The organism is Paenarthrobacter nitroguajacolicus, from assembly GCF_029952445.1.
Taxonomy (GTDB): Bacteria; Actinomycetota; Actinomycetes; order Actinomycetales; family Micrococcaceae; genus Arthrobacter; species Arthrobacter nitroguajacolicus_B.
The window spans coordinates 15,586-36,413 of the sequence record NZ_JAQPPK010000018.1 but is presented as its reverse complement, the minus strand read 5'-3'; the positions used below and the strand labels follow the sequence as shown (position 1 = coordinate 36,413).

Genomic DNA, 20,828 nt, shown 5'->3' with positions numbered 1-20,828 from the left:
TGGTCAGCAAACCGAGGTTTGGGTATTCCGAAGGTTCACATTCCCGGTTCCGATCGGGAGACGGTAACCACCTGAGTTGCATGCCACGTTGTCCGTCATCGTCACGTACGTCACCGGGCGCTCGAAATCCACGGCCCCGCCGATGGTTTTGATGTCGTTGTCCTTAAACGTGTTTCCTACCACGCTGACGTGGTGGATCTGCTTGGTGCCGTCGTAGTAGGCATCTTCCAAACCGCGCGGCGAACCCCAGACGACGTTGCCGATGACATCAATGTCGTAGATGGTTCCCGAACCGCCAGCTAGATCTATACCGGCTCCGTGCACGCCTCCGCGCACCGTATTATTCGCAATTCTGATGCCGTGAACATCCTCATTGCCGTACGTGTGGACGGCGATACCGTCATCACCATCGGAACCCTTGCGTTGGTCAACGACGTTCCCCACAATATCGCGTAGCTGGTATTCATGGCATGGATGCCATCCAGTTCCGTGTACTTGCCATTGGTGGCCGATTGAGTGCTGGTGTCTTTGACGCACCACTTCGAACCGCCTACAAATGCGATCGAGTATGTAAACGGGTTTCTTGTGTGAATGCCCTGGACGAGAGAGTTATACGAATCGCGAACGTCGATGACGTACTCGTTCAAACGGCCCGCGACATTGCCATTCAGAGTGTCGCCCGATTGATCCGCAGTGAAGTTCGTCAGGGTTGTGTTGTCGGCTCCAGCCGTTGTGACGATCGGATAGCCGCCCGCTGGACCGTTGTTGTTGAGGAATGTGGGCCCTGCCTTCAAAATAGTTGTCGGACCCGCGCCCTCGAGTTTTACGTTGCTCGCCATGCGCAGCTTCCCGTCAATAAGGAACGTCCCTGCAGGTAACTTCACGATGCCCCCTCCCGCTGCGCCAGCCGTATTAATGCGGTCCTGGATGCTCGCCGTATCGTCTATTGCGTCGTCAGGAGTGGCAGTCACCGGGTAGTAGGTTGAAGCCTGGCTACCGGTAGCACTGCTTACCGCACATCCAGACGGGGCGACGCTAAGAGTCAGGGCTGTTGCGTCGGCATAGGTGTCGCCGCAATGGCCCCGGTTGCCGTCATGGCAGTTATCATCAGCAACGCAACGCCTGCCGCGACCACACGATAGAGAAGCCGGCGTTCAGTGCCCGGTAGGCCAGCACCACGGTGCGAAGAACTGGGGTAATCAGTGGGTGTTCTGCGACGTGCCATAAGCAAGTAGTCTCCTATTCGAAATTCCAACCTGACGAGAAGGCGTTCATTGCCACCCCGGATGCCCACCAAAGGGGTTCATTGCCTATGGCAGCTGTCATCTGTCCAGTGTCTTCGGACAGGAGAACATGACGCGGGTGGGCATCAATGGGTCTAAGGTTCAGAATCAGCAGATGAGACAACCCGGCGTCTCACCGGTAACCGCCCGATACAGGGGGGATTGTCTGCCCCAAGGAGACCGCAGCGTGGAGCTTTGTCCGGTCCAGCTGCCACAGAACGGTATCGCCCGACGTTGGCCCAGTAAAGGTGAAAACGGGCTGTGCGTTTCTCTCCAACCAGTTCAAGAGCCCGGGTGCTGCGAAGCCGTATCCTTCTCTGAGTGGACGGCTCTGAGTCAGGACATACTCGGCGTCCCCATCATCAAGGGATTGCAGTGAAGGCAACACCTCCCACCCGTGATGGGGCAGAAGAGCGAACTCGCCAGTGACCGACGTTAGACCTACCTTCGCGGAATCCGGCAGTTCGGCGTTCATGAAATCACGTGCACGGACGAGGCCATCGTCGACCACCAGCCTTGCCTGGATACCCAGGACCAGGCTGAAAATTGCCATTGTCGCCGCGGCAGTTGTTACGACCGCACGCAGCCGGGTACGCCACGAAACCACCATTGCAGCGGCCACCGGGGTTGAAACCACTGCGACGAGCACCACGCAATAGCCAAATTGTTCCTCCGCCGCTCCAAAAAAGACGGAGTAGACACCTACGAAACCCGTGACCAGTGAGAACAGGCCAATCACCCGCCGGCTCGGAACCGGAGAAAAAGCGGTGACGGCACCGGCCAGGATGGAAAGGCCCAAAAGCACGTAACTCGTGCCGAAGCGGCTGGCCATGTCCACGAGCCTGGCTGTCAGGTCCACCTTCGGGGTTGTGTTGAAGCCGGTCATCTGCACAGCACCGATCATTCTTAGTACCCCCACCGTTTTTTGCTCCACGAACTGCGGAAGCAAACCGTTGCTGGCGACCACAAGCAGGTAGATCGCGTATGGGACGATGGAACCGGCCAGGATGCGAAGGGCCGTCGACATGGGAACTGTTCTCCGCCAAAACACGGCCGCTAACAATGGCGCCACTGTGAACACGGCGGTCATGTCTTTCGTGACGATGGCCAGTCCAAAGACCAGCCCTGCCCCGACCTCCAACCACCGACGTGTGCGGCCCTCTTCACGGTCCAACACGAGCAAAACCAGCAACCAGCCTGAAAGAACGGCCAACCCTGCGGGGGTCTCCATCATCAAACGCCCGTCCATGCGAAGGACGAAGGGATCACTGGCAAGAATGACACCGGCCACGACGGCCGGCACAGCTCCCACGAGGCGGCTTACCAACAGAAAACAGATGACCACGGTCAACGATCCCAGGACGGTGTTGACCCATCGAAGCTGCAGGGCCAGGTCCATCGAATGTCCTTCCAACCCAAGCACACGAATCACTAGTCCGTTCAGGACAAACGAGCCCGGAGGATGCAAAAAGAATGGGGTGCCCACTATTGATGGCAGCTGACCATTTGATATCTGCTTGGCTATGTCCGCGTAAGTTACCTCGTCGATAAATACATCATTGGCGCGTTCCACTCCGAACACGCGGAACAGCAGCGCCAGTAAACCAACGAACACTGCAAGCCACAAGGGGTGCCGTAACACCCGCGGAGACCTCGTAGCACGCCTCCGTCCTCGAAACTGAGGTGGAGATGCTTCAGTTTGGTCAAGCGAATTCATAGTGCCTTTCATTTCTGCAATACAACGTTGCTGTCAGGACGCGGGTCGTGGACCAGGCACGTAATAGATCTCCGGTTTCACTGCAATATGTCCCGAGGGAAAGAGCGCATCCGCCTGTGTTTCGTACTGCCGGATCCGTTGGGCTTTAGTCCCGAGACCGACGTCCCACGTCCAAGGCACGTAACCCATGCGTTTCATATAGGCACCATCGGCATGTGAGACAAGGTCATAGGGAAAATCCGAGTACATCACCAGGCTTTCATCGTGCCCCTCACCGATCTGACGGGTGATGAGGTGGTCCACGTGCTTCCCGACGCCTGCTGGGCAAAAAAGCAATTCCGATTTTGTTTGTGCCACGAGGGTGGCTACGTCGCCTCTAAGTCGGCGAATGAGCTCTTTGTCGCCTCTCGCGATCCTGCCGAGGGCGATATCAAACCGATAAGTGGCATAGCGGTGGGTCAACTCCGGCGGAAGTCTGTCCCATGCGCTGCTCCCCCAATGCCCCGGTTTGCTTCGACGTCGGAAAAGCGCGTCCACTTCGCCGAGATGAATGACTTGGACGCCCATGGCTTCCAGGACTGCGCGATCCTCCCACTGCCGTGCTCCAAACAGTTTCCCGGCGTCGCCTTCCGTACATTGACGCAGAAAGGACCGGGCTGCGCGTGTGTGGGGGGCTGGCCCGGCCTCGGTGAATAACGTGACCACGACGATCTCCCGGAATTGGGCCTGGGCTTCAATAAGTGCCCCGCAGGACAGCACTGCATCATCAAGGTGCGGGGAGAGGAACAGCCACGGCGCGTTTCCAAGCAGCGATCGCTCGACTCTCGACTGATTCGGCATTCATGCCCTTTCGAAAAGTCGGGCCCGCCACTGCAAGGGACGGGACTTCCTTAGTTCGACGAACGCTGTCTCATAGGCCTTTGCCTGCAGCTTTGCGAGCGCATCCCAGTCGTAGGCGGCAGCAAACTCCCGCCCACAGGCAGCCACCTGATCGAGGTCGTCCTGGACATAGCTCCGGACTATTTGGTCTGCAAACTCGTTGACATCGAATGCATCAACAAGCCACCCAGCCCCGTCTGGGACGATCTCCCTAAGACAGGGGATATCGAAGGCGATCACTGGAGTGCCCCCTGCCAGTGCGTCGATGGCCACCAGGCCGAAAGTCTCATGCCGGGAAGGCACCACTAACAACCGTGCGTCACTGAGGGCCTGGAATTTTTCTTCACCGGCCAGCCACCCGAGCATCCGAACGGACTCCGAGAGGCCAGCGTTCCGGATTGACGCACGAACCCTCTCTTCGTCCGGACCAGTGCCGGCGATCAGGAGCTTGCCAGCAATACGTCCATGGATTTGAGCCCAAGCCTCAAGTAGCAGGTCCAGTCCTTTGTGCCCCACTTCCAACCGGCCTATGAAGAGGACATCCTGACCCAAGTGTGGATTGGTAGCCCATATGCCGGGGTCCACACCATTGCCGATGACATCCACATGGATGGCCGGATTCAGCTCCTTCAATCGCTGGCAGATTCCCTCCGAGACTGCAATGAGCCTGCGATGTTTCCGAACACCCATGCGCTCAATCCAGTGCAGCGGCAGTTTGTACTGCCGTGCTTTCTCCGCCGCATGGAGCCATTGAACGACTCCGATCGTTGGGCACTTGGTCCATAGGGGCGCAGCCATGGTGGAGAACGGAGCGAAGAAGTCCTCCACCACCAGATCAACGGTGGACCGGCGCTTGCGTACCTCAAAGGGCAAGCGGATAACGTAGCCCGCGAGCCTGGACAGCCGGCTTGTTCCCCTGCCGAGGCCGATCGGGACATAGTGCACACCGTCCTGCACGCGCTCCTGCCAGCCGGGATATCGGGTGGTCAGTACTGTCACGTGGAAGCCCCTCGCCACCAGCCGGCGGTTGATTTCGTGGGTCCTTACTGAACCTCCGCCTGCGCCAGGCATACGGGGATCTTCAAAACCCAAATGCAGTACTCGCATCAAAGTCCCTCCGTTCCGCAATTGTTGGAATGCGCCCCAAGGATGGGCGCTTCTGAACGCGTACTGGACCTGCGGCCTGCGCGCAAAGCCCCTTGCCGGCGTCGACGGAAAAGTTTGAAGTCGTTCCTGCGCGGCAGCAACCCCCGCTGGTAGGCCAGTACGGTAAGGCCGCTGATCACAGCCAGCGCAAACCAAATCAGCGGATGCAGTTGCGCGGCCACGGCGAGGACCACGATCAGGCCGATGGCCAGGACGGCGAAACGGCCCGCTCCCTTGCCCATCTTCTCCGCCGTGGCAGCGGCCAGAACCGGACGCGCCAAGACTGTCATGACCAAACCAGCCGCCACTGCGCCTGCAGCGACACCTACCGCCATGCCCGCCACAGCATTCAGCTCCCAGCCCACCCAGAGCCCACCAACCACCAGAAGGCAGGCGCATGCCAGGCCCAGTTGGCAGCGGCGATAGGCCCGCAAAGCAAGGAGAATCGTGGAAAGAGCCATAAGGAGCGCGTAGCCAAGACCGGCGGCCGCGAGCCACGGTAAAAGCCCAAGGGAGCCGTGGTACTTCTGCGGAATCACCAACCCGGCCATCGCAGGCGGTGCAGTGGCGATGATCGCGAAGGCCACCACCACCAGTTGCCCGAACGAAGCAAAGGACGCGCCAAGAACATCAGCTGTCTTCACGCCAGGAACCCTGAGCAGCGGAAATGCCACCAGTGCCGTCCCGGCGGCAACGTAGACAGGCCCTTTGGCAATCGTTGCGAGTGCCTGGAAGCCTGCCGCGGCGGTGGAACCGCCGTCGAGATAGCCCACCAGCACGACGTCGATCCCCACCAGAACCGAGACCACGCAGAGAACCAGCGCGACATCGCTGGTCTCCGCCCACCGCCACTTCTCCAGCAGGACCCGCGGCCGCCATCGGAGGTCCCGATAGAACGACCACGGGACAAACAAGGGAGCCAAACACCCGGCGACGAAACCAAGAACTGCTCCCCCGGCGCCCCACGCCAGCCAGATCACCAGCAGGCTGAAGATGAACCTGAGTACAACCTCGCCGATGGTGGACACCGCGTACCACGTGAAGCGGAGTTCGCCCTGCAACCAACCGGCGGGCGCATTGGCCAGGAAGATCGCAAGGGCAGCCAGCGCCACCGCTGCGGCCAAACCAGGAGTTGCGAGTGCCAGAGTCAGCCCGCCCGCGATAATCGCTGCGAGAGTTCCCGCCAAACACGACACGTAGACCGAGAAGGCCATGCCGTTCCGCCGCTCCTCGGAGCCCTCCGGATGCACTGCAACCACATGTGAGAGGGGAAGCGGAACCAGCGCGTTTGCCACGATTCCAACGACGCCCAGGATCATGGCGGCCGCGGCGAACCGGGTGTAGTCGGCAGTCCCGAGCATCGTGGCCATGAGCAGCGTGCAGGCATAGCTCACAACTCCCACAACACCTGCAGACACAGCGAGAAAGCCACTGTTCCGGGCAACTTGTGAGTCGTGTTCCAGGCCCTTGACGTTGCGTTCGGCCCGCGACCTGATCGGCGGCGTCGGTATTGGTGTCGGGGGCGGACCGGCCTGCACCGCAATGCCCTCTGTGCCCTGGAGTCCATCCACTAACGAAGAACCGCTACTGGCCATCGACGGCATCCGCCGGAACACCTGCGATTTCGGGTCCGGCAAGGAGGTCGTTGCGACCCGCCTGCTTCAATTCTGCGGTGCCCACGCCAATGTTCCGCAGGGCAGCGAAGGCCTCAAACTCATCGCGCCCTTTCATCAGGACCGCCACGTACCCATCATCCGCCAGGGCCACTTCATCGGTGGGGCGCAGGATTGACCTGAGCGAAGCGCCGTCGGGCAGTTCGAACCGGACCAAGGTGGAAAGGTCAGAGTGGCTGGCCCCAGGATCCACCCCGTCCTTCCTCAGCCTGTCCTCCTCCAGCAGGACCCCCGTGAGCAACCTCGTACTGCGTTCCCACGTGAAACAGCCGGCCCAATTCCGGCACTCCGCTGCGATTTCCCTGGCGTTGGCCGGTTGGGACAATTCCGTGATGGCATCCACCATGGCATTGCCGAATTCCCGCGGGTTATCCACCAACCAGCCCGTCCTGCCGTCCACTACCGAGTCACGGATCCCCGGCACGCGAAGAGCCAGGCAGGGAACTCCCCACGCTGCGGCCTCGATCACCGAGCAACCCCAGCCTTCCGACGCCGACGTTGAGGCTGTGAGCCAGGCCCTGCCGAGTATTTCGTCGCGGATCGCGTTGGGCTGGTAGCCGTGGAAAGTCACGGCGTGATCCAGGCCCAGATCCATGGCGAGCTGCTGCAGGCGTGCCCTTTCCGGCCCATCACCCACGATGTCCATCTTGAGCTTGGGAACACGTCGCGCCGCAACGGCGAACTGGCCAAGCAACAGGTCCAGCCGCTTGTGCGGCACCAAACGGCTGACGACGGCGAGGGTCGGCTCAGGCGCGCGTGCGGACTCTGTCCCTGGGGGATCGATGGTCCCGTTCGGCACCACGTGGATAGGGCCGCCGAAGCCAAGTTCCCGCAGTTCCAACCGGGTGGAAGGCGACACCGCGACCATCGAGCGTCGCCCGTAGACTCTTTTGGCCCCCGTGCTTTCCAGGAAGCGCCCCACAGCGGCCATGGGTGGAGAGAACCTGCCGCGGAACTGCTCCTGATGGACGTGGTGAACCAACTGGATGATGGGAGTGTCCTTGGGCAGGAACAGAGGGGAAAAGAACGGAATCCCGTTCTGGCAGTCCACCACCGCGTCAAAGGGCACGGTATTGCGCAGAAGCCTCAGTGCGGTCCTGCCGTAGAGGGACAACGGGCCTCCGGCCCGGAATATCCGGATCCCATCGATGACCTCCTCAGGCGACTGACCGGCGTCGCGACCTGTAAACCACGTAACTTTGACCCCGTTGGCTGCCCACCTTCTGGAAATCTGGTGCATGTATTGCTCGGCACCGCCGGCGAGGGAGTGTCTGATGTCGCGCCAGTTGAGCACCAGAACGTGTTTTCCGGCCAGCTTGCCGGGCGGGTTTATATCGGGCAGGACAAAGGTCATTGGGCTGCCTTTTGGAGTTGGATCACCGAAGCAAAGCTGGCGACACCGTCCTGGAAAGGGCGGAACGTTGACTTCGCACCGTCTGTCCAGGCCACAGGGAGTTCAATGATGCTGGCGTCGTTGTCCTGGAGCCGAAGCAGGAGCTCGACGTCGAACGCGAACCCCGTGCTCCGGCACTGCACCATGGCCGTGGTCAGGGCGTCCCGCTCGAAAAATTTGAAGCCGCACTGGGTATCCTGGATCCCTTTTACCTTGGAACGGGTCAACGCCCGGAACGCGGTGCCACCCACCCTCCGCCCCAGGTGTTGGGGCCGGACGAAGGTGGATCCAGGGGCATGGCGCGAGGCGATCACTGCTGCTGCGCCACCCGACAGGTGGGTCATGGCCTCAGTGAGGGTTTCCAGCGGCGTGGCGAGGTCGGCATCAAAGAAGCCCGTGAATTTTGACGTTCCACTGAGAAGGCCCCGACGGACAGCCGCGCCCTTGCCTCGGCGTGCGCATCCCACTACGGAGACTGGAACTTCGCCGCGGTGCTCACGGGAGATCCGGTGCACCAGGGCCACGGTCTCGTCCACGCTGCCGTTGTCCACCACCACAATGCGGGAGGACCAGTCCTGGCCCGCCAGGAATTCGATGGTTTGATGCAATGTGCCAGGAATTCTTGCGGCCTCGTTATAGGCCGGAATGATGACCTCAAGATCCACCAGGGACCGGCGCATGGAGTCGGAGTGCTGCCGCGTATGGGGATTCCCCCTCTTGCCGGGGTGAACGCCTTGCGAATGAAACATGACCATCTGAACCTCCAACTTTCCCGGGCACCGAACGAAATCGTGCTCGCCTATAAGCAGTGTTAACGCCACCCAAGTCATGACGCCGAACTTTGAGGTTGCCCAAACTGTGGGCACCGGCCGGCATCCGGAAGCGGCCCGGGCGCTCTGAGCGAAATTGCTGGTTCAGTGTCGGAGCGCGTCTATAGAGTGGCCCCATGAGCCACACTTCTTCTGCATCCCCTGCCGCCCGGGAAACTGTCCTGGAACCTCCAGTCGCAAAGCGGGTCCCCACCCGACGTGAGCACCACGGCGATGTCTTCGTGGACCACTACGAGTGGCTCAGGGACAAGGAATCCGCGGAAGTGGTGGAGCACCTCAAGGCAGAGAATGCCTACCAGGAGGCCGTGACCGCGCACCAGGAGCCGCTGCGCGAGGCCATGTTCCAGGAGATCAAGGGCCGCACCCAGGAAACGGATCTCTCTGTGCCCAGCCGCAAGGACGGCTGGTGGTACTACAGCCGCTCGGTCGAGGGCAAGGAGTACAGCATCCAGTGCCGCGTGCTGGCGCAAAACACCGGTGATCCTGTGGCGGACTGGACGCCTCCTGCCGTGGAGGCAGGCGTGGAACTTCCCGGCGAAGAAGTGCTCCTGGACGGCAATGTCGAAGCCGAAGGACAGCCGTTCTTCAGCGTTGGCGGCGCAGCCGTGACCGTGGACGGCAACCTCTACGCCTACGCTGTGGACAACTCAGGCGACGAGCGGTTCACCCTCCGTATCAAGGACCTCCGAACGGGCGAGCTCCTGCCGGATGTCATCGAGAACATCTTCTACGGCGTGGCCTTCTCCCCCGACGGCACCCGCCTCTTCTACACCGTGGTGGACGATTCCTGGCGTCCGTACCAGGTGAAGGCACACGTCCTTGGCACGCCCGTCACCGAGGATCAGGTTCTTTACCAGGAGGACGACGTCGCCATGTGGCTGGGCTTCGACCTCGCCTCGGACCGTCGCCACCTCGTGCTGAGCATCGGCTGCTCGGAATTCAGCGAGACGCGGCTGCTCCGCTTCGACGACTACGAGGCCGGGCTGTCCACCGTCATTTCCCGTGACGAACACGTCCTCTATGAGGCCGAGCCCTTCCTCCTCGACGGCCGCGAAACCCTCCTGCTGACGCACAACAAGGACGCCATCAACTCGATGGTCAGCCTGGTTGATCCGGAAGAACTGGCCAAGCCGCTCCAGGAGCAAAACTGGAGGACCGTCGTCGGGCATTCCGATGACGTGAGGGTCAACGGCGCAGGCGTAACGTCAACGCACTTGGTGCTGTCCATCCGGAAGGACACCATTGAGCGGGTGCAGGTGCTGCCGTTGGCGGGCCTTGGGACTCCCTCCCAGGGCGCACCGGTGGAGCCGGCGTTTGACGAAGAGCTCTACACAGCCGGCGTTTCCGGCTCGGACTATGAGGCGCCGGTGATCCGGATCGGGTACACCTCCTACTTCACGCCGTCCCGGGTCTACGATTTCGTGCTGCCGACGGCCCAGCTGCCCGCCGGTGAGCTGCTGCTCCGCAAGGAGAGCCCGGTGCTGGGCGGCTACTCCTCTTCCGACTACGTGGCGACACGCGAGTGGGCAACCGCCGACGACGGCACTCGCGTTCCGTTGTCGGTGCTGCGTCACGCCTCGGTACAGCCTGACGGCACAGCTGCGGGCCTGGTCTACGGATATGGCTCGTACGAAGTCAGCATGGACCCAGGTTTCGGCGTGGCCCGGCTCTCCCTCCTGGACCGTGGGATCGTCATGGTGATTGCGCATATCCGTGGCGGCGGCGAGCTCGGACGCCATTGGTACGAAGACGGGAAGAAGCTCAACAAGAAAAACACTTTCACGGATTTCATTGCGGCCACCGACTGGCTGGCGGCATCGGGACTGGTCGATCCCAGCCGTATCGCCGCGATGGGCGGCTCTGCCGGCGGCCTGCTGATGGGTGCAATCGCCAACATGGCCCCGGAAAAGTACGCTGCCGTGGTGGCGCAGGTGCCCTTCGTGGACGCCTTGACCACCATCCTGGATCCGGAGCTGCCGTTGTCCGCGCTGGAATGGGAAGAATGGGGAAATCCGATCACCGATCCCGAGGCCTACGCGTACATGAAGTCCTACACGCCGTACGAGAATGTGGGGGCCACGGCCTACCCGAAGATCGCCGCAGTGACGTCCTTCAATGACACCCGCGTGCTCTACGTTGAACCCGCCAAATGGGTCCAGGCGCTGCGTTCAGTGTCCACGGGAGCGGAGCCGATCGTCATGAAGATCGAGATGGACGGCGGACACGGTGGCGCGTCCGGCCGCTATGTCCAGTGGCGCGAGCGGGCCTGGGACTACGCGTTCGTGGCCGATTCGGTAGGGGCCACGGAGTTGCTTCCCGGAGCCGGCCTCAAGTAACTGCCTCGGCTCACCCAACTAAGTAACAGCAAACGTCGCTATGAGGCCTCATCAGAGCGTTTGCTGTTACTTAGTTGGGGTCAGCGGGCGCGGAGGACGGCGTAATAGCCCGGGATCACGTCCGGAGCCGCCGGATTGCTCAACGGCCGGGTCTCGATGTTTGCTGCGCCGTCCTCCACCAGGGTCCAGTCCGCCGTCGGAAACGCCTTGGCGCGTTGCGCCACGCCGAAGTGGCCCGGCATGGGCAGGCCGCGGATTGCCCACTCGAGCGGCGCCGGGATGGACTTTCTTGTCGCGCCCAGATGGGTCACGTAGTCCACCGGGGTTCCGCGAAAGTTGGTTTCTGCGAGGAAGACTCCACCGCGACTCCCGACGACGGGAAGCAGGTTCGCTGCCATGGCGGCACGTCCGCCGCGGTCCAGCACGTGCAAAACGCCGCGGATAAAGACGTTGGCATCGCCGGTCCAGCCGGCATCCGCCAAGGCCTTTGCCACAGTCTCCGCGGCATTAGGTGCCGTCATGTCGCACACGGCGAAAGCCGTATTCGCGGTGTCCTCCGATTCCAGGCGTGCGCGTTCCACAGCGTTGGCGGAGTAGTCGAGTCCCAGAGCCAAAGGGAAAAACCCAGCCAGGAGCCGGGTGAAGCTGCCGTTGCCGCAACCCACGTCCACCACCGGCAGGGACGGATCCAGGTGCGCCAGCTTGGAGCGGTAACCGTTCAATTCGTGGTCGCTTCCCGAGTCCCACAGGACATCCCCCGTGGCACCTGTGGAGCGCACGTTGCCCCAGTACTGGTCCCAGGCGGTGAGGGGATCCTTGGGCGCGGACGAAGAGAGCCTGATGAGGCGTGGGATCAGCAGGTACTTCCTCAGCGCAGAGAACATTCTTCAAATATAGGGTGCCCTAGCCCTGGCCCAGCCACTCCAGCGCTTCTGTTTCGGAAGTGAAGAACTTTGTGGGGCACGGCGGCTTCATGATGCCCAGGAAGAAGTTGGCAATAACCCGGTCCACGGGCGAGGAACCCCATAGCGCGATCCGGTTGGCTTGGCACGGCTTGGCAAAGACCGACCTGGCCCCGCGGGTGACGTCGTCCGTGGTGGCCATGTCCACAATCATGGGGTGCCGTTCCTGCCCGCACAGCTCGTTGACCCGGTCCATGGCCCGCTGCGCATCCTCTTCCTTGATCCTGGCGCCGCGGGGCCACGTCAAACGCAAAATTCCCGACTCTTCCAGATCCAACTGAAACATCACCTGCTGGTGATCCCGGGGTGTAGTTGGGTGGTCCACAATGCTCCTCCTGCGATTCAGTGCCGGCGTAAGCGGCCCTGCAGTCCTTCCCCAAGGCTGTCTAATCCTGCGGGCAAAGTAAAGGTGTGACGCGCGACTCATCGGAGCCCATTTGTTGTGAGGCGTCCGCACCGCCTCATGCCGCTGATAGGGTGTTGCCACATCCGGAAATTCCGTGGTTACGCGTTGAAGGGAAGGGGCTCAGTGAGCCAGGACGGTGCCGAAGTACAGCATTCCCTTTCCGCCGTGGTTGCAGATTCCGATGCGGACCGCCTGGCCGTAACGTCGGAGGCGCTCACCGGGGCAGGCTTCGCCGTATTCCGGGCACAGGAAGCCGATGAGCTGGCTTCGCTGCTCCACCGCGAAGACCCTGCAGTGGTGGTTGCCCAAGGCGCCCTCAGCAAGGTTCTCCATAACCCGGGAGTCCCGGTCCTGCTCCTTCTGGGCCAGGATGATTCCCTTGATGTGGAAACCCTGGAGTCATGGCGTGTTGCCGACTATGTGATGAGCCCGGTCCGCAGCGAAGAAATTGTCCATCGGGTGCGAACTTTGGTGAGCCGTTCCAAGGAGCGGGCCCGCTCGCGGGGCGAGGTGGAGGCCCTCCGCGAAAGCCTTCGAGGTGTATCTTCGGCGATCCGGGAGACCAACGATCCCCAGCTGATTGCAGACCGGGTTGTGCGCGGTTTCGGCGAGGCACTGGATGTGGACCACGTGTGGTTCGCGACCTTCCAGGACGAACGCGTGCCCACCATCCGTGCCCAGTGGAGCCGCGCGGGCCGCCCCCTGCTTCCGGCACGGCTGGGTGAGAGCGAAAACACCATCACGGCGATAGCCCAAAAACTATGGGCCGAAGCAGATGTACTGGCCGTGACCGACCATCGGGACGACCCCGAATCGGCTATTGCGAAAGCCCTGAAGGCCTGGTCCAACGAACTGGATCCTGTCTCCACCGTGCTCCTGCCCGTGGGTGAAAGCGCATCCGCCATGGGCATCATCCTGCTGTCCACCGTGCATGAGCGTCACGAATGGACCCGGCCCGAAATTGCCCTCCTGCAGCACGTGGCCGGGAACGTGGCACACGGCCTTATCCAGGGAAACCTCATCAGCGCACAGCAGCGCGTCCTGCATCAATTGCGGCAATTGGACAAAGCCAAGACCGACTTCCTGGCTACCGTGAATCATGAGCTGCGAACGCCGCTGACCTCCATCACCGCCTACCTTGACATGATCCAGGACGGCTCCGGCGGCCCTGTTCCCGAAAGCATCAACAAGATGCTGGATGTCATAGCCAGGAACTCGAACCGCCTGCGGAAGCTCATCGAGGACATGCTCACCGTCTCGATGCAGGACGGCAGCAACCTTGACCTCAAACCCGTGGACATCGCCAAGCTTCTCCAAGTGGTGGTGGCAACGCTGCGGCCGCTGGCCGAGTCCCGCCATGTGTCCGTATCAGTGACCGAGAGCCCCGAGGACATCGAAGTCACTGCGGACGAGGCCAAGTTGGAGCAGGTGTTCACGAACATCGTGGCCAACGCCATCAAATTCACTCCCGAGGGCGGCCGTGTGGGTATCAGCAGCGCGGTATCTTCGTCCAAGGATGGAGGGCGGGCAGCCCTGGTTAAGATCGCGGACAACGGCCTGGGCATTCCGGAACACGATCTCCCCCACATCCTGACGCGGTTCTACCGTGCCTCCAATGCCACGTCGGCAGCAGTTCCGGGCAGCGGCCTGGGCCTGGCGATCGCACATGACATCATCAGCCGCCACATGGGCCGCATGGTCTTCGACTCCACGCTCGGCTCGGGGACCACAGTGTCCGTTGAGCTTCCCGTGGGCGGGCCCTAGGTTATTCGCCGCCCTGTGACAGCCCTGTCAATGCCTGAGCTGGAGGACACCCGGACCGTCACTAATGCGCGACACAATCTGAAACAAAATTGATGCCCCGGGCAGCGGCCCGAGGCATCAATTTTATGTCAAGTGGCCTTGAGAGGCTCCCCCAATGTTTAGTTCGGCCACCACCCGATGCTGGTGGTGTTCGTCTTGGTAGTGGTGGTGCTGTTCGGCCACCAGCCGATTGCCGTGCTGTCCTGCGTAGGCTCGGCATTAGCCGGAGCAGCAAAGCCCGTTACTGCCAGAACTGCTGCCATGAGCAGTGTTGCCGCAAATTTTTTCATCCGCTATGCCCTTTCATACTGATGCGAATTATTGACTGTGACTTGAATAAAGTCACGGGGCAAACTATACGAGCTTTTCTTCAGCAATGACATGGATAATGGGCACATGAATAGTCCCAACCTTGCCTCGCACCTGGTGGCCGGTCTTACGGCGCGTGCCAAGTGGAAGGAACGGGACTTCGACGAGGCTTTTCGACTTGCAGGTGGGGCTGCCGAGCTGGCCGCCGATGCCGGGGACGACCAATCCTGGTGGAACATGCGGTATTTGCAGGCCGAATGCCTCCGCGATCAAGGACGGATCGAGGAGTTCCTGCGTCTGGCCACTGAGCTGAAGGACCACAGCATCACGGCGTCGTCGCCCGAGCTGGGTGCCAAAGCCGGAACGATGGTGGCAGTGGCCTACCAGGGTCTGGGCCGGCTTGCGGAGGCTGCCGCCACAGCATCCGACGCCGCGAAGCTCGCCTCGTTGGATTCCGATCTGGTGTACGTGCAGATCCTCGCCCAGCGGGCGCTGATTGCAGCGTTGGCTGAAAGCCGGCTCCTTGATGATGCGTGGCGGGAATGCCTTGTCCTGGAGACGCTGATCACCGAAGACGTTGACGAGGACACCGCGGGCAAAGGCTATTGGGTGATCGGGAACGTTGCGTTCCTTGCAGATCGCGTGGCCGATGGAGGCCGGTATCACGACCTCGCCGCCGAAAGGCTTTCGCCTTCAAAGGATGTCGATCTGTGGGCACGCTTCAACCGCGCCTCGGCGGAAATGCGGCTGCAGGCCAAACTCGACGACGCCGCCACCCTGCGCTGCATTGAACGGGCCGAGCTCGCCACGGACATCGTGGGCGGATCCGAGCGGGACCACTTGGAGATGTCGCTGGTCCGTGCCCACTGGCATTACCTTCATGGCGATATGCCGGAAGCTATCGCAATCCTTGAGCCACTGAGTGGCCGCTCCGCAGTCCTGGCTACCCAAACCGCCGCCGAGGCACACTTTCTCCTGGCCCGGGCGCTGCTGGACTCCGACCGGACCGAAGAGGGCCTGGCCGCTTGCGAAGTTGCAGCCACGCTGTTCGACCAAGCCGCACTACCCGAGCGAAGTGCGGCCGTTCGCGAGTACCTGCAGCAGGTTGTCGGGCTGCAGGACGGACCCCACGGGGTGTGATGGTGGCCGAAGCAAGCATGTACTCCGGGAACGACCCCCGCTTGGGGTTGCTCCTTGAAGGCATCGTCCGGCTCGCGGCTGGGGACCTGACCACCAGGGTTGAGGTCTCCGCTGCCCGGGACGAGATCGATGCCGTGATCATGGGTACCAACCTTCTGGCCGAAGACCTCCAGATAGTCTACGAAGAGCTGGAACAGCGGGTGCAGGCCCGGACCCAGCAGCTCAATGAGGCGCATCTTGCCATGCGGCGGATGGCGATGACCGACCCCCTAACGGGCCTCCACAACCGATCGGCCTTCGCCTCGGCCCTCAGTGAAGTGCAGGCTGCGGATGGGGACGGAAAGAAGCGGTCAGCCATCCTGCTGCTGGACATGGACGGCTTCAAGGCAATCAACGACTCCCTTGGCCACACCATCGGCGACAAAGTCCTTGAAACCGTAGCCGCGAGGATCAGCGGCGCGGTCCGGGAACAGGACATGGTGGCCAGAATGGGAGGTGACGAGTTCGCCGTCCTGATCCCCCAGGTGGCTCCCAGTGAGGCAGCCGTCATTGCCAACCGCATCCTGGCCGCCGTCGTGGAGCCCATGGACATTGAGGGACAGCACCTGCGTTGCGGTGCCAGCATGGGCCTGCGCATGGCCGACCCCGGCCAGCGTACGGAGGAACTCATGATGGAGGCGGACATCGCCATGTATGAGTCCAAATCCGACGGACGCGGCAAGCTCAAGATCTTCCAACCCGCCATGTTGCATGCCCGGCAGATGCGGAACCAGTTGGTGGGCGAACTCAAGGAAGCAATCGCCGGATCCCAGTTGGTGCTCCACTACCAGCCCATCATCAAGCTGGATTCCCGGGAGATCGAGGGGGTGGAGGCTTTGGTCCGCTGGAACCACCCAACCCGCGGACTGATCATGCCCGATGAATTCATCCCCATCGCCGAGGAAACGGGAATGATTTCCGATCTGGGCGCCTGGGTGCTCCGCACCGCCGTCGAGCAGTTGAAGCAATGGCGCAGCGACCCCCTCACGGCGCGTCACAACTTCAGCATGCGCATCAACGTTTCGGCGGCGGACCTGCAGCGGCTGGAATTCGTCGAGGATGTGCGCGAAGCCCTGTCTGCCGCTGGGCTGGACCCGTCGCTGCTGGTCCTGGAACTGACCGAGAGCGCCGTCATCCAGGGAAACGACCTGGACCGGTACACGCTCAACAGCCTCCAACGGCTCGGAGTGGGACTGGAAATCGACGACTTCGGCACCGGCTATTCGTCCATCAGCTACCTCCGGCAGCTGCCGGTGGACACAGTGAAGGTGGACAGGACACTGCTCTCTGCCTTGGGCAGCGACCCCTCACAGCCGGCCCTCCTGGCGGCCGTCCTGCAGCTCATCCGGGCTTGCGGACTGAAAGCCGTATGGGAAGGCGTCGAAACCGCCGAGCAGGCCGAGTACCTGTTGGGCATCGGCTGCACCAGCGGGCAAGGCTACTACTTCAGCAGGCCCCTCGGCGCGGCCCAGCTGACCGAGCAGCTCAAGCATCACAAGGTGTGGCCAATCAGCTGATTTTCCGCGTCCATGGATGGTGCCGCGTGCGCCACTCCGAGTCCAGGATGGCGTAGATGTTCTCCGTTGCCCACTGGCCCTTGTAGTGCCAGTTGTCCACCAAGGTAGCTTCCAGGCGCATGCCCAAGCGCTTGCAGATCCCTGCTGAGCCTTCGTTGAGGGCATCGAGCTTGGCGTCGACACGATGGAAGGACAAATGTTCAAAAGCGAGCCGCAGGACAGCTTCGGCCGCCTCCGTAGCGAAGCCATGGCCGCGGGCGTCCGGGTGGAGAATCCAACCGAGCTCAGCCTGCCCAGTACCCTCGAGCCACTTCAGCACCACCTCGCCTATCAGGCCGGGCTGGTCCTGGCGTTCGATGGCCAGACACACCCAATCCCCTTCGTGGTTGAACTCGAAGTTGGCGTAGCGTCCCAGGACTTCCATGGACTTGGTCTTGCTCAGTTCGTGGCGGAACAGGAACCGCGCAGTTTCGGGGAGGGACTGGTATTCATGGAATCGTTCCAGGTCCTCCACCCCGAAACGGCGCAGGATCAGGCGGTCTGTGGCTATCGGGAGCTCAATTTCGGGCATGCACTCGAGGCTACTAGGCCCGGACGCATCGTGGTCCAGTCTTGACACGTGGCGCGATCTGGGATTACCTAATGAACATTCGGTAAATAAAGCTGGAGGCAATGACGCATGGTTGAAACAACCCTCTCCGGTGCATCGCACCACATCCTGACGAACGACTACGCGTCCGAATGGATGGGCATCGAGGTACTCAAGCTCGACGACGGCCACGCCACCATCCGCATGCACCTCCGGCAGGAGATGCTCAACGGATTCGGCATGGCACACGGCGGAATGATTTTCGCCTTCGGCGACACCGCCTTCGCACTGGCCTGCAACCCCGCCAGCCCGACGCCCGAGGAGGCGGCCTCCATCACGGTAGCCTCCGGCGTCGACATCAACTTCATCAAGCCCGCCTTCCAAGGCCAGGTGATTACCGCCGTCGCAAACCGCCGTGCGAGTACCGGCCGGAGCGGGCTGTACGACATCCAGATTTTCGCGGCCACCCCGGACTCGGCAACCCCCGACGCCGACGGCGGCCCCGACGCCCAGCCCGGGGAGCTCATCGCTGAGTTCCGTGGCCGCAGCCGAACCATCTCCAAGAAGTAGGAAAACCATGACCCAGAACACCGTGGCCGCAGCAGCATCCCCCACCTCGGATGCACCAGTGCTGGACCGTGAAGAGACCATCTCCCGCGACGAACTCGAGGCCCTGCAGCTGAGCCGCCTCCAGCACACGGTGGCGTACGCCTACGATCGCGTGCCGCTGTACAAGCGCAAGTTCGACGAAGCCGGCGTCCACCCCAGCGATCTCCGCGAACTCAGCGACCTCGGCAAGTTCCCCTACACCACCAAGGAAGACCTGCGCTTGGAGTACCCGTTCGGCATGTTCGCCGTTCCGCAGGACCAAGTGGCCCGCATCCACGCCAGCTCCGGCACCACCGGCCGCCCCACCGTGGTCGGCTACACCAAGAACGACCTCGCCAACTGGGCAACCCTGGTGGCCCGATCCTTCCGTGCCTCCGGCGTCCGCCCGGGCATGAAAGTACACAACGCCTACGGCTACGGCCTCTTCACCGGCGGCCTCGGCGCGCACGCAGGCGCCGAAGCGCTCGGCTGCACGGTCATCCCGATGTCCGGCGGCCAGACCGAGCGCCAGATCCAGCTCATCCAGGACTTCAAGCCGGACGCGATCCTGGCCACGCCCACGTACCTGCTGACCATCGCGGACGCCATGGCGCATCAGGGCATCGATCCCACGTCCACCTCGCTCAAGTACGCCGTGCTGGGCGCCGAGCCCTGGACCGAAGAAATGCGCCACGAACTCGAAGTCACCATGAACATCAAGGCCTGTGACATCTACGGCCTCTCCGAAGTCATGGGACCGGGCGTTGCCGGCGAGGCAGTGGAAACCCAGGACGGTTGCCACATCTGGGAGGACCACTTCCGTCCCGAAATCATCGATCCGTTCGATCACTCCACGGTTCTTTCTGATGGGGAACCGGGCGAGCTTGTCTTCACCTCCCTGACCAAGGAAGCGCTGCCGATCATCCGGTACCGAACCAAGGACCTCACCCGCCTGCTCCCCGGCACCGCCCGCCCGGCCCACCGCCGCATGGGCCGCATCACCGGTCGCAGCGACGACATGATCATCCTGCGCGGCGTGAACCTCTTCCCGTCACAGATTGAGGAAATCGCACTCCGTATCCCCGAGCTCAGCCCGCACTTCCAGCTCGAAATCACCCGGCCCGAAGGCAAGCGCATGGATTCGCTGACGGTCCGGATCGAGCGCCGCGAGTCGGTCTCTTCTGAAGCCAGTACGACGGCGGCACACACCTTGCGTGAGCAGATCAAGATTCACGTTGGGTCGTCTTGCGTAATTGATGTGGTGGAGCCGGGGTCCCTTGAGCGGTCCAACGGCAAACTCCGCCGGATCTACGACATGCGCCCCAAGGGCTAGCGGCTTCTGCCGTTCAGAACGTGAGAAAATGCCAGCATGCCTACTGAGACCACCACCAAGCGCGGACGGCCCGGTTATGACCAGCAGTCGGTGCTTCGCATCGCCGTCGACGTCTTCAACCGCCACGGGTACGACGCCACGTCCATGGGCATACTGGCCGAGAATCTCGGGATCTCCAAGTCGGCCATCTACCACCACGTGCCGTCCAAGGGCGATCTGCTGAAGCTCGCCCTGGACCACGCGCTGGGCGGCCTGGAAGCCATCCTTGAGGAGCCCGCTGCTACCTCCGGTCCTGCCGACGCCAGGCTGGAATTCGTGCTCCGGCAGACCATCGCCGTGCTGGTAGACAGGCTGCCGTTCGTGACGCTGTTGCTGCGGTTGCGGGGTAACACCGAGATCGAGCGGGATGCCTTGGAGCGTCGACGCGCGTTCGACCACAAGGTGGCTGCGTTGATTTCCGCTGCCCGCGAGGACGGCTCACTGCGCCAGGACATCGATCCGCGCACCGTCACCCGGTTGCTTTTTGGCACCATCAACTCGATCGTGGAGTGGTACAAGCCCGGCGGCTCGCTGTCCCCGGAGAAGCTCGCCGACGACGTCATCACCATGGCTTTCGACGGGCTCCACACCGCCGCCTGACGCTCTCTCACATCCCACCCCTTTCCGGCCCGACGCTCACTCACATCCCACCCCTCCCGGCCCGACGCTCACTCACATCCCACCCCTCCCCGGCCCGACGCTCACTCACATCCCACCCCTCCCGGCCCGACGCTCACTCACATCCCACCCCTCCCGGCCCGACGCTCACTCACATCCCACCCCTCCCGGCCTGCAACTGTCTCCCGTTACGGACGGCAAGCCCTCCGGTGATACCGCTCTGGGATT

Annotated in this window: 18 protein-coding genes and 1 pseudogene; 7 read left to right on the top strand and 12 right to left on the bottom strand. The window is 62.2% G+C overall.

The genetic code is table 11. The features are described from left to right. Window positions 1-3: 3 nt before the first annotated feature. From PJL15_RS14235 to PJL15_RS14205, 8 genes and pseudogenes are all read right to left on the bottom strand, one after another. The gene (locus PJL15_RS14235; RefSeq protein ID WP_281451796.1) at window positions 4-324 is read right to left on the bottom strand and encodes a hypothetical protein; all 321 of its coding nucleotides are present in this window, start codon (window positions 322-324) and stop codon (window positions 4-6) included. A 377-nt stretch (window positions 325-701) separates the two neighbouring features. Next, window positions 702-971 (bottom strand): annotated as a pseudogene (locus PJL15_RS22725) (glycosyl hydrolase family 28-related protein); the annotation flags it as partial. Window positions 972-1,416: 445 nt separating this feature from the next. Then, a complete protein-coding gene (locus PJL15_RS14230; protein ID WP_432443825.1) occupies window positions 1,417-2,682 on the bottom strand; it encodes an ArnT family glycosyltransferase in 1,266 nt (421 codons plus the stop codon). Between the two features lie 351 nt (window positions 2,683-3,033). Further along, window positions 3,034-3,840, bottom strand: a complete 807-nt coding sequence (locus PJL15_RS14225) for a PIG-L deacetylase family protein (protein WP_281451795.1) — start codon at window positions 3,838-3,840, stop codon at window positions 3,034-3,036. Next, the gene (locus tag PJL15_RS14220; RefSeq protein WP_281451859.1) at window positions 3,841-4,950 is read right to left on the bottom strand and encodes a glycosyltransferase family 4 protein; all 1,110 of its coding nucleotides are present in this window, start codon (window positions 4,948-4,950) and stop codon (window positions 3,841-3,843) included. A 35-nt stretch (window positions 4,951-4,985) separates the two neighbouring features. Further along, window positions 4,986-6,620 carry a lipopolysaccharide biosynthesis protein gene (locus PJL15_RS14215; RefSeq protein ID WP_281451794.1) on the bottom strand — a complete coding sequence of 545 codons (1,635 nt, stop codon included), beginning with the start codon at window positions 6,618-6,620 and terminating at the stop codon, window positions 4,986-4,988. Then, complete coding sequence (locus PJL15_RS14210; RefSeq protein ID WP_281451793.1) at window positions 6,610-8,052, bottom strand: glycosyltransferase family 4 protein; 1,443 nt, start codon at window positions 8,050-8,052, stop codon at window positions 6,610-6,612. Before PJL15_RS14210 ends, PJL15_RS14215 begins: the two co-directional genes overlap by 11 nt. Then, the gene (locus tag PJL15_RS14205) at window positions 8,049-8,840 is read right to left on the bottom strand and encodes a glycosyltransferase (RefSeq protein ID WP_281451792.1); all 792 of its coding nucleotides are present in this window, start codon (window positions 8,838-8,840) and stop codon (window positions 8,049-8,051) included. Before PJL15_RS14205 ends, PJL15_RS14210 begins: the two co-directional genes overlap by 4 nt. 197 nt (window positions 8,841-9,037) lie before the next feature. Here PJL15_RS14205 and PJL15_RS14200 point away from each other — a divergent pair, with 197 nt between their 5' ends. Beyond that, window positions 9,038-11,257 (top strand): S9 family peptidase, encoded by a 2,220-nt coding sequence (locus tag PJL15_RS14200; protein ID WP_281451791.1) that lies wholly within the window; start codon window positions 9,038-9,040, stop codon window positions 11,255-11,257. An 80-nt stretch (window positions 11,258-11,337) separates the two neighbouring features. Here the strand turns inward: PJL15_RS14200 and PJL15_RS14195 are convergent, their stop codons facing one another. Then, window positions 11,338-12,141 (bottom strand): class I SAM-dependent methyltransferase, encoded by an 804-nt coding sequence (locus PJL15_RS14195; RefSeq protein WP_281451790.1) that lies wholly within the window; start codon window positions 12,139-12,141, stop codon window positions 11,338-11,340. A 19-nt stretch (window positions 12,142-12,160) separates the two neighbouring features. After that, entirely contained in the window at window positions 12,161-12,544 is a 384-nt protein-coding gene (locus PJL15_RS14190; RefSeq protein ID WP_281451789.1) for an STAS/SEC14 domain-containing protein, read from the bottom strand. A gap of 204 nt (window positions 12,545-12,748) precedes the next feature. On the opposite strand from PJL15_RS14190, the gene PJL15_RS14185 reads away from it, so the two are divergent. Beyond that, the gene (locus PJL15_RS14185) at window positions 12,749-14,389 is read left to right on the top strand and encodes an ATP-binding protein (protein WP_281451788.1); all 1,641 of its coding nucleotides are present in this window, start codon (window positions 12,749-12,751) and stop codon (window positions 14,387-14,389) included. A 158-nt stretch (window positions 14,390-14,547) separates the two neighbouring features. Here PJL15_RS14185 and PJL15_RS14180 read toward each other — a convergent pair whose 3' ends face one another. Next, window positions 14,548-14,718 carry a hypothetical protein gene (locus PJL15_RS14180; RefSeq protein ID WP_261609183.1) on the bottom strand — a complete coding sequence of 57 codons (171 nt, stop codon included), beginning with the start codon at window positions 14,716-14,718 and terminating at the stop codon, window positions 14,548-14,550. 106 nt (window positions 14,719-14,824) lie between these two features. Between PJL15_RS14180 and PJL15_RS14175 the strand changes: the two genes are divergently transcribed. Together PJL15_RS14175 and PJL15_RS14170 are read left to right on the top strand one after the other, a co-directional pair. After that, on the top strand, window positions 14,825-15,877 hold the full coding sequence (locus PJL15_RS14175) for a hypothetical protein (protein ID WP_281451787.1): 1,053 nt from the start codon (window positions 14,825-14,827) through the stop codon (window positions 15,875-15,877). Continuing rightward, a complete protein-coding gene (locus PJL15_RS14170) occupies window positions 15,877-17,433 on the top strand; it encodes a putative bifunctional diguanylate cyclase/phosphodiesterase (RefSeq protein WP_432443824.1) in 1,557 nt (518 codons plus the stop codon). The genes PJL15_RS14175 and PJL15_RS14170 overlap by 1 nt, the downstream gene beginning before the upstream one ends. On the opposite strand, the gene PJL15_RS14165 is transcribed toward PJL15_RS14170, so the two are convergent. Beyond that, window positions 17,426-18,004 carry a GNAT family N-acetyltransferase gene (locus PJL15_RS14165; RefSeq protein WP_281451786.1) on the bottom strand — a complete coding sequence of 193 codons (579 nt, stop codon included), beginning with the start codon at window positions 18,002-18,004 and terminating at the stop codon, window positions 17,426-17,428. The genes PJL15_RS14170 and PJL15_RS14165 overlap by 8 nt on opposite strands. A 108-nt stretch (window positions 18,005-18,112) precedes the next feature. On the opposite strand from PJL15_RS14165, the gene PJL15_RS14160 reads away from it, so the two are divergent. From PJL15_RS14160 to PJL15_RS14150, 3 genes are read left to right on the top strand one after another with little or no spacing between them, the layout of a single operon-like run. After that, window positions 18,113-18,592, top strand: a complete 480-nt coding sequence (locus PJL15_RS14160) for a hotdog fold thioesterase (protein ID WP_281451785.1) — start codon at window positions 18,113-18,115, stop codon at window positions 18,590-18,592. A gap of 7 nt (window positions 18,593-18,599) precedes the next feature. Then, a complete protein-coding gene (paaK, locus tag PJL15_RS14155; protein ID WP_281451784.1) occupies window positions 18,600-19,943 on the top strand; it encodes a phenylacetate--CoA ligase PaaK in 1,344 nt (447 codons plus the stop codon). Between the two features lie 36 nt (window positions 19,944-19,979). Then, window positions 19,980-20,582 (top strand): TetR/AcrR family transcriptional regulator, encoded by a 603-nt coding sequence (locus tag PJL15_RS14150; RefSeq protein ID WP_281451783.1) that lies wholly within the window; start codon window positions 19,980-19,982, stop codon window positions 20,580-20,582. Window positions 20,583-20,828: the final 246 nt, after the last annotated feature.

Bases quoted from the DNA above. Each gene is read 5' to 3' on its own strand.
- PJL15_RS14210 (WP_281451793.1), bottom strand. From the start codon at position 8,052: ATGACCTTTGTCCTGCCCGATATAAACCCGCCCGGCAAGCTGGCCGGA.
- PJL15_RS14220 (WP_281451859.1), bottom strand. From the start codon at position 4,950: ATGCCTGGCGCAGGCGGAGGTTCAGTAAGGACCCACGAAATCAACCGC.
- PJL15_RS14175 (WP_281451787.1), top strand. From the start codon at position 14,825: ATGAATAGTCCCAACCTTGCCTCGCACCTGGTGGCCGGTCTTACGGCG.
- PJL15_RS14215 (WP_281451794.1), bottom strand. From the start codon at position 6,620: ATGGCCAGTAGCGGTTCTTCGTTAGTGGATGGACTCCAGGGCACAGAG.
- PJL15_RS14160 (WP_281451785.1), top strand. From the start codon at position 18,113: ATGGTTGAAACAACCCTCTCCGGTGCATCGCACCACATCCTGACGAAC.
- paaK (WP_281451784.1), top strand. From the start codon at position 18,600: ATGACCCAGAACACCGTGGCCGCAGCAGCATCCCCCACCTCGGATGCA.
- PJL15_RS14180 (WP_261609183.1), bottom strand. From the start codon at position 14,718: ATGAAAAAATTTGCGGCAACACTGCTCATGGCAGCAGTTCTGGCAGTA.
- PJL15_RS14195 (WP_281451790.1), bottom strand. From the start codon at position 12,141: ATGTTCTCTGCGCTGAGGAAGTACCTGCTGATCCCACGCCTCATCAGG.
- PJL15_RS14200 (WP_281451791.1), top strand. From the start codon at position 9,038: ATGAGCCACACTTCTTCTGCATCCCCTGCCGCCCGGGAAACTGTCCTG.
- PJL15_RS14230 (WP_432443825.1), bottom strand. From the start codon at position 2,682: ATGGACCTGGCCCTGCAGCTTCGATGGGTCAACACCGTCCTGGGATCG.
- PJL15_RS14225 (WP_281451795.1), bottom strand. From the start codon at position 3,840: ATGCCGAATCAGTCGAGAGTCGAGCGATCGCTGCTTGGAAACGCGCCG.
- PJL15_RS14170 (WP_432443824.1), top strand. From the start codon at position 15,877: ATGGTGGCCGAAGCAAGCATGTACTCCGGGAACGACCCCCGCTTGGGG.
- PJL15_RS14205 (WP_281451792.1), bottom strand. From the start codon at position 8,840: ATGTTTCATTCGCAAGGCGTTCACCCCGGCAAGAGGGGGAATCCCCAT.
- PJL15_RS14165 (WP_281451786.1), bottom strand. From the start codon at position 18,004: ATGCCCGAAATTGAGCTCCCGATAGCCACAGACCGCCTGATCCTGCGC.
- PJL15_RS14150 (WP_281451783.1), top strand. From the start codon at position 19,980: ATGCCTACTGAGACCACCACCAAGCGCGGACGGCCCGGTTATGACCAG.